The organism is Kitasatospora sp. NPDC091257, assembly GCF_044757675.1.
Taxonomy (GTDB): Bacteria; Actinomycetota; Actinomycetes; order Streptomycetales; family Streptomycetaceae; genus Kitasatospora; species Kitasatospora lactacystinica.
In genome coordinates, this window is the sequence record NZ_JBIVVI010000348.1 from 1 (window position 1) to 7,525 (window position 7,525).

The following is a 7,525-nucleotide window of genomic DNA, read 5'->3' on the forward strand; positions in this document are numbered from 1 at the left end:
GGGGGAATCAGACCCCGGTGGAGGTGTTCAGCTCGACGTTGTAGTCGGCGAGCTTGGTGATCTGCGCGGGGCTCAGTACGCCCTGGTACAGCCAGACGTCGTCCAGCTCACCGGAGAAGTACTCGCCCCACGCGCCGGCCGCCCGGTTGCGGCCGAACTGCACGCCGCCCGTCGCCTCGTAGGGCTGCGGGGCGCCGGTCCAGGAGATGTGCGGGGTGCAGCCGGTCGAACCGTCCGGGCAGCCCTGGTTCTCGATCTGGCCGCCGACGTACAGGGCGAGCCGGTCCGCGAAGGCGTCGTAACTGACCGCCAGGTGCGTCCAGTTCTCCAGGACGGAGGTGGCCGGGGTGTGGGCGGTCAGGGTGCGGACCGCGCCGGTGGCGTCGGAGTCGCGCACCTCGGCCTGCCACTGGCCGGTGGGCTGGCCGTTGGCGTCCTTGCCCAGGGTGTGCCAACGCAGGGTGACCGCGCTGTTGTTGGCGCCGGCCACGGACAGCACCGTCATGTCCCGGGTCGGGACGCCCGCGGTGTTCGCCCAGCCGGCCAGGGTGAAGCTCTGGCCGGTGTGCAGCGGGACGGAGCCGGTGGCCGCGTAGCCGGTGGAGCCGTCCAGCAGCAGGGTGCCGGGGGCGGGCAGCACGCCGCCGTCGGCCTTGATCGAGGCGCCGCCGCCGAGCTGGGCGCCGGCCTTGGCCGGGCCCTCGTCCGGGGTGACGGCCGGGGTGCCGGTGGCCGAGGAGAGCTTCCAGCGGCCGGCCAGCTGCGGGCGCTGCTGGACCATCGCGCTGGCCTCGGGGCCGGTGACGACGCGGTCGTAGAGGCGCACGTCGTCGATGTCGCCGCCGAAGAACTCGCCGTTGGCGCCCTCGCGGTTGACGGCACCGATCTGCAGCGGGCCGGGGTTGGCCCACGGCGCGTTCTGGGTGTAGTCGGACTCGCCGACCAGGAAGCCGTTGATGTAGAAGCGCAGCTTCTTGGCGGCGGTGTCGGAGACGCCCAGCAGGTGGGTCCACTCGCCGGTGGTGCCGGCGAAGCAGGGCGCGCCGTTGATCTGGGTGCCCGGGGTGCAGTCGGGCTGCCAGGTGCGGACCAGGGTGTCGGCGGAGGTGTCCTCCTTGTAGCGGCCGAAGATCCAGCGCTTCCAGTAGGTGGAGTAGTACAGCGAGAACTCGCTGTTGTGCTGGCCGATCTGGGTGACGGCGATCTTCGCGGTGGTGTCACCGGGGGTCGGCGCGGGCAGCTTGACCCACGCGGAGACCGAGAAGTCCCGGCTGCCGTCGACCTGCGGGCGGGTGCCGCGCAGGTAGTCGTCGACGCCGTCCAGGTGGATCGCCTTGTCGGCGATGCCGGGCCGGCCGAGTGCGACGCCGCTGTAGGCGGTCAGGTTGTCGGTCTCGGCGGTGCCGACCGGCTTGGCGGAGGCGCCGTCCAGGTGCCAGACCGACGTGGCGGGCAGGCCGGTGGCGAGCTGCTTGTCGGCGGCGACGTCGGCGGCCTCGGCCTTGCTCAGGGAGCGGTCCCAGAGCCGGACCTCGTCGACCGAGCCCTTCCACGGGTCGGTCCAGTTGCCGAAGTACTTGGAGCGGCCGAACTCCAGCGCGCCGTGGACGTCCCAGTTGGCGACCACGTTCACCGGGGTGCCGGGCACGCCGTTGACGTACAGGGTGCTGGTCTTCGCCACCGGGTCGTAGACGCCGACCAGGTGGGTCCACTGGCCGAGCACCACGGGGGCGTCGGAGCTCGCCGCTTCGAGGGCGTAGTCGGTGGGGTTGTCCCGGCTGGACGTCCACATGCTCCACTTGCCGCCGAAGGTGCCGAGGGCGAAGCGGGCCGCGGAGTTGCCGTTCTCACTGACGGCGACCCTGTTGCGGGTGTTCTCGGTGAGGTTGACCCAGGCGGAGACGGCGAAGCCGCGGGTGGTGTTCAGCACCGTGCCCTGGGTCTCGGCGTAGCCGTTGGCGGTGCCGTCGAAGGCGAGGCCCTCGGCGAGGTGGCCGGGCGCCCCGGGGGTGGTGCCGGAGCCGAGGGTGGCCTCGAAGCTGCCGCCGGTGCCGGCGACGGAGGTGCCGCCGGCGGCGTCGTCCATCGACCAACCGGTGCGCTGGGTCTGGCCGGAGAGCACGTTGAAGTAGTACGTCTCGGGCTGCGAGGCGTTGCCCGCGCCGTCGACGGCCCGGGCGGAGAGGAAGTGCACGCCGGCGGTCTGCGGCTGGACGCGGACGGTCTGTGCGGCGCCGCCGCCGGTGGCGATCTCGTTCGCCGCGGACGGCGAGGTGTCCAGGCCCCACTGGTACTTGACCACGTCGGTCGCGGCCGACTTCAGGGTGAAGTAGCCGTTCTTGCCGACGCCGTCGGTCCAGGGGAGCGCGGCGGTGGCGTCCTTGGAGCCCGGGTAGGCGTCCGAGGTGATCGCCGGGCCGTCCGGTGCGGAGGTGTCGACGATGAAGTAGCAGCCGGTCGGGTCACCGTCGGAGGACCACGGCCCCCACTGCGCGCCGTCCCAGGCGCGGGCCTCCCAGTCGAGCTGGAGGTTCTGCGGCAGGCCGGTGGGCAGCGGCCAGGAGAACATCGAGCCGGAGGCCTTGAAGGTGTCCCACCCCGGTGCGGCGTCCTCCGAGCCGGTGGACCACCAGCGGCGGCGCAGGCCGCTGCCGTCGTCCCAGCCGACCGCGAACTGCACGCCGATGGCCTCGCCGTCCGGGTCGCTCGCCCGGGTGGTGACCTGCGGCATCTTGTTGATCTTGATGCCCGGGTACTGGCAGACCGAGCCCGGCGACATCGTCATGTCGGACATCGGGATCTGGTTGGGCCGCAGGTTGTAGTACACCGACAGGTAGGCGTCGTCGGTGAAGCGCTTCCAGGCGAGGGTGTCGCCCTCGTTCTGGGCCTTCAGACCGAAACTGATGGTCGGCCAGCCCCAGTTGGCGGCGTCCTGGACCAGGTTGCGCACCGCGCCGTCCTGGCCGTACTCCAGCCAGCCGCCGGGGCAGCTGCCGCTCCAGCCCTTCGCGGTGTTGATGGTCTGCAGGTAGCGGCTCCAGAACCCGGAGGCGTTCTGGCTGTTCCAGTTCAGGCCGGGGGAGATGTAGCCGGTGTTCCACAGCTCGACGGGCCGGGCGTCGCAGGAGTACGACCAGCTCTCGTAGGTGCCGAAGGTGGCGCTGAGGATCTGCTTGCCCACGAACGGGTTGGAGACCTGGAAGAAGGCCCGCTTCACGTCGGTCGGCGCGCACCGCGAGGTGTCGCCGCAGTAGCCGACGCCCCAGTCGTGGACGTAGCTGCTGTTGTACGTGAAGTGCCAGTACGCCTGGTTCGGGTAGCTGCGCGAGACGCCCGCCCAGTCACCGGCGTGCGGGGTGTTCCACGCCGGGTCGATCATCACCGGGTAGACGGTGTCCGCGGCGTCCAGCATGCCCTGGTCGGGCGACAGGACCAGGCCGTCCTTGGGCAGGTCGACCTTGAGCCGGGTCATCTTGGCGCCCTCGCCGGGCAGGTCGCCGTAGCCGGCGGCGGCGAGGTCGTTCCGACCGGCGGCGGGAGCGCCCGGGGCGGGGGCCTCGGCCTGCGGCGCCGCCTGCGGGGCGGCCTTGAACGTCTTCGGGGCGGCGGCCGGGGCGTTCGGCGTGGCGGTCGCCGGGGCGTTCGGCGTGGCGGTCGCCGGGGCGTCCGGCGTGACGGCGGCCGGCTTGGAGGAGTCCCACATCACCGGGACGGGCGCCTCGAAGACGGTGCCGCCGCCGGACGGGTCCTTCGCCTTGAGCGTGCCGTCCGCCTCCTGGCTGACCGTCAGGCCGGTGCCCTGCAGGCCGAGCCGGAGCTGGTCCAGCTCGGGGTTCTTGGCGGCCTCGGCGGTGTGCACCACGACGACCTGGGTGAACCCGGTCTTGGTGGCGGACAGCCGCAGGTCCACGTCCGGCAGGATCGACGCGTACTCGGCGGTCGCGCCGTTGACCTTCGGCTTGGGCAGCGGCTTCGGCCAGCTGAGCTTCAGCTCCTTGCCGGCCCGGGCCATCGTGACCAGCGGTTCGCTGCCACCGCCGGAGAACCGCAGGTCGGCGGTGGACCCCTTGGGGGCGACGGCGCCGCCGGGCAGTGCCTGCAGCGTCGGGTCGAGGTCCACCCAGGCGCCGTTCTTGCGCACCCGCTTGGGCTGGACGTAGGTGGTGGTCTTCAGCTTGCCGTCGGGCTGGGCGACGGTGTCACTGGTCTCGCTGCGCTTGGCGAGTACCTCGACCGGCTTGCCGCTGCGGGCGGCCTCCTTGACGGCCAGGCTCTCGGCGGTGTCCTGGGAGCCCGTCAGGCCGGGCGGTGGCGTTCCGCCGGTCGCGGCGGCGGCCGGCACCACCGCGGTCGCGGTCAGGGCGACCGCGGCGAGTGCCGCGGCGAGCAGACTGCCCGACCGTCTTGCTGCTGTTCTCACTGTGCGTAAGCTCCGACTTCCGATATGTGGGCGAAGTTTGAGCGGATCTTTATGGACGCTTAATCAGGTGTCAAAGGTTCATGAGAAATCCGCCAGGATGCATGCCCGGGTCGATGCGTCGTCAGAAGGGGAGCAGCGCAGGTAAAACCGGACAAACCACTTGATGCACTGTGGCGGAAGTCACAGACCTGGAGGGCTGTCGCGGTCCGTTCTCGCCCCCGGGCGGCGGCGGCGAACGGTGACCGACAGCTTCGATGCGACGCCGCGACGAGTGGCGGGCATCCCATCTCCTGGTCGTCGGTGCTGGTCACCCGGGGTGTCGTGGATGGAGGCGGCGCGGTCCGGGCGGCAGTGGGGGCCATGGGCGGTCACCGACGTGCCCCGGCAGCGGGACGCCGGTGCGGGGGTGGACGGTTCCCGGGCGCGGAGCGGCCGAGGGGGAGCGGCCTTCGGGACATTTCCACTCTTTCCGCCTGGCTGTTCGTCAGATATTTTCAGCGGAATAACTCGGCCTTGTTGTGGTCAAGTTGTCGTCAGGTCGGTGAATCGGAAATGCCGAATCGGGTTCGGGGAAAAGCCGATTAAGGAGCGGAAGGCGCGGCGTTCGGGCTCCAGTCCGCCGCCGGGCCGGTCGGCAGCGGTGGCAGGGTCCGCAGCGCCCGGGCGATCTGCCCCAGCCAGCGGGTCTCGGCCTCCAGGCCGCCGGTGTGCGGCAGGTGCGGTTCGGCCGGCGGCGGGCCGCCGCGGAGGGGGCCGTCGGGAGCCCGGGTGCGGGCGCGGCGCAGGGCGGCGGCGATCCGGACGGCCTCGGCCCGCGCGGCGGCGTCGGTGTCGGCGTCGGTGTCGGCGTCGGCGTCGGCATCGGCGTCGGCATCGGCGGAGGAGACGTCGGGGGCGGAGGAGTCCTCGGCCGTGCGGTAGCGACGCAGGATCAGCAGCCCGTCCCGGATCTCGATGACCCGCCGGTAGAGGGCGAGTTCGGCGTCGGCGGGTGGCATCCGGCCCGCGGTGATCCGGCCCGGGGTGATCCGGCCCGTGGTGAGGGCGATCTGCGGGAAGGCCGCGTGCAGGGCCCGCCACAGCGGACCGAGCGACCGGAAGCCGCGGTACGCGGCCCGCCACCGCCGGGCGGCGCGCCCGGCGCGCGCCCACAGCAGCGTGGTGGCGCCGGCCAGCAGCAGGATCGCGCACACGCGTCCGAGCGCCAGCGAGACGGGGTCCTCGGTGGTCAGCTGACGGCCCGTGCGCAGGGCGCCGAGGACGTCGTCGAGGCCCCAAGCGGCCCAGATCAGGCCGACGGCGGTGGTGAGGGTGACCAGGCCGAGGGCCGTGCGCAGGGCCGTGTCGTCGGCCCGGCGGGTCCAGTGCGTCGTCCGGCGCAGCAGGGTGACCAGGCAGCCGACCACGTAGCCGGTGATGACCAGGTCGTAGCCGGCCAGTGCCACGGGGCCGAGGGCGCCGGTGGCCACCAGTTGGCCGCCGTCCTCCCGGGGCCGGGCGAGCAGGAACAGGACGGTCGCGGCGAGGACCGCGAGGGCGGTGCCGACGCAGCGGCGGCGCAGCGCGCGGGCGTCGGCCTCGGGGCGGCGCAGCGCGACGGCGGTCAGTGCGAGGAATCCGGCGGAGCCCGTCCTGAGGTGGTCGGTGAGCATGCCGGACAGGCCCGCCAGGCCGGTTCCGTGGTCGATGTCCACCCTGCCCCGGGCGGCCGTCAGCGCCAGGAAGGCACCGAAGCACCAGGCGAAGCAGCAGGTGAAGCGCAGGGCCGGCGAGCGCCCGCGGCGCCGGCCCGCGAGGAAGCGGTAGGTGCCCAGGCCGAGCAGGAAGGCCGCGGCGAGGGCGAGGACGGGGTCAGTCATGCGGGCCGGTCGGGCGGCGGGTGCCCAGCAGGGGGGAGAGCCGGTGCGCCCACTCGGCGTCGCGGGGCTCCGCGCCGGACGGCCGGCCGCCGGGCAGCAGGGCGCGCTTGAGGATCAGCGAGGCGAGCAATTCGGCCTCCTGCTCCTGCGGTTCGAGGTAGACGGTGCGTCCCAGGACCTTCCCGATCAGTGCCGGGGAGAGGTGCGGCAGCAGGCCGCGGGTGAGTCCCGGGTCGGCCGGGGTGCCGTCGGTGTGGCCCAGCAGGAGGTGGGCGTACTCGTGCACCAGGATGTGCTGGCGGTGCACCTCGCTGGTGTCCTCGGCGTAGACGATGTAGTCGGCCTGACCGGTCGTCACCAGCAGTCCGCACGGAGCCCCGGGCCGTGCGGGTACGGCGATCAGGTCGATGGGCCGGCCGCGGTCGCGGGCGAGGCGGGCGACGAGCTCGGCGGCGTCGAACGGGTCGGGGAGTTCGAGCGAGTCGCTGATCGCGCGGCAGCGCCGCATCAGTCCGCCGTGCCGTCGGATCCACCGCAATGCGCGCCTCACCTGTCCGCCGGGGCCGGCGTGGCCGGTCAGCCGTCGCGGGGTGCCTCCCGGTGGCACCGCGTCGTGCTCACCGGGAGGGTTTGCCCCTGGCAGCCTCCCGGCGAGCGATAGTCTCGATCACATCGGAGACCGTGTCCAGGGCTTCGGGCGAGAGTTCCACCGCCCGCAGCGCCATGTTCCGGACGCCGGCGTCCCGCAGCGCCTCCAGGACGGCGAGTTCGGCGAGGATCTCCTCGGAGCGGTCGTCGAAGAAGTAGGCGGGCGAGACCTGGAAGAACCCTGCCAGGGCTTCCAGGTGACGTTTGGTCGGGTTGTCGCGCCTGCCGGTGCGCAGCTGCCACAGGTAGGTGGCCGAGAAGGTCTCGCCGGTGGCCTCGCGGCAGGCGCGCGCCACGTCCTCGTTGCTGTACTGCTCCCGGTTGGGGCGCCGGACCGTGCGGAACAGCGTCTCGATCTTCTCGGCGAGCGAACTCGCCCCGGCTCCCGCCATCTCCGCCTCCTGCGCCACCTGGCCTCCTGCGTCACCACTGCCGGTTCGGGCGGCGCTGGTGCACGGGGTCGGCCGCCGGGGAACCATCGTAGCTTCGGGCACGGCGCCGGTGTCGGGCCGTGCCGCTTCCCGGCCCCCTCCCGGGCGGGAGGGGGTGTCGCGCGCGGGGCGGCGGCGGCCGAGGGAGGCGCCGCGGCAGGTGCCCC

The 7,525-nt window shown here is 72.9% G+C and carries 4 protein-coding genes; all 4 read right to left on the bottom strand.

The window, feature by feature from the left end:
- Positions 1 to 7: 7 nt before the first annotated feature.
- The 4 genes from ACIQOV_RS17935 to ACIQOV_RS17950 all read right to left on the bottom strand — a co-directional run bounded on the left by ACIQOV_RS17935 (position 8) and on the right by ACIQOV_RS17950 (position 7,319).
- A complete protein-coding gene (locus ACIQOV_RS17935) occupies positions 8 to 4,420 on the bottom strand; it encodes a LamG-like jellyroll fold domain-containing protein (RefSeq protein ID WP_401049515.1) in 4,413 nt (1,470 codons plus the stop codon).
- Between the two features lie 581 nt (positions 4,421 to 5,001).
- Complete coding sequence (locus tag ACIQOV_RS17940) at positions 5,002 to 6,279, bottom strand: MAB_1171c family putative transporter (protein WP_401049517.1); 1,278 nt, start codon at positions 6,277 to 6,279, stop codon at positions 5,002 to 5,004.
- Positions 6,272 to 6,787 carry a ParH-like protein gene (locus tag ACIQOV_RS17945; RefSeq protein ID WP_359906740.1) on the bottom strand — a complete coding sequence of 172 codons (516 nt, stop codon included), beginning with the start codon at positions 6,785 to 6,787 and terminating at the stop codon, positions 6,272 to 6,274. The genes ACIQOV_RS17940 and ACIQOV_RS17945 overlap by 8 nt, the downstream gene beginning before the upstream one ends.
- A 109-nt stretch (positions 6,788 to 6,896) precedes the next feature.
- Positions 6,897 to 7,319: an XRE family transcriptional regulator gene (locus ACIQOV_RS17950; protein ID WP_401049518.1), complete on the bottom strand. Its 423-nt coding sequence runs from the start codon at positions 7,317 to 7,319 to the stop codon at positions 6,897 to 6,899.
- Positions 7,320 to 7,525: the final 206 nt, after the last annotated feature.

Excerpts from the sequence above, each read along its gene's own strand:
- ACIQOV_RS17940 (WP_401049517.1), bottom strand. The coding sequence starts at position 6,279 with ATGACTGACCCCGTCCTCGCCCTCGCCGCGGCCTTCCTGCTCGGCCTG.
- ACIQOV_RS17945 (WP_359906740.1), bottom strand. The coding sequence starts at position 6,787 with ATGCGGCGCTGCCGCGCGATCAGCGACTCGCTCGAACTCCCCGACCCG.
- ACIQOV_RS17950 (WP_401049518.1), bottom strand. The coding sequence starts at position 7,319 with ATGGCGGGAGCCGGGGCGAGTTCGCTCGCCGAGAAGATCGAGACGCTG.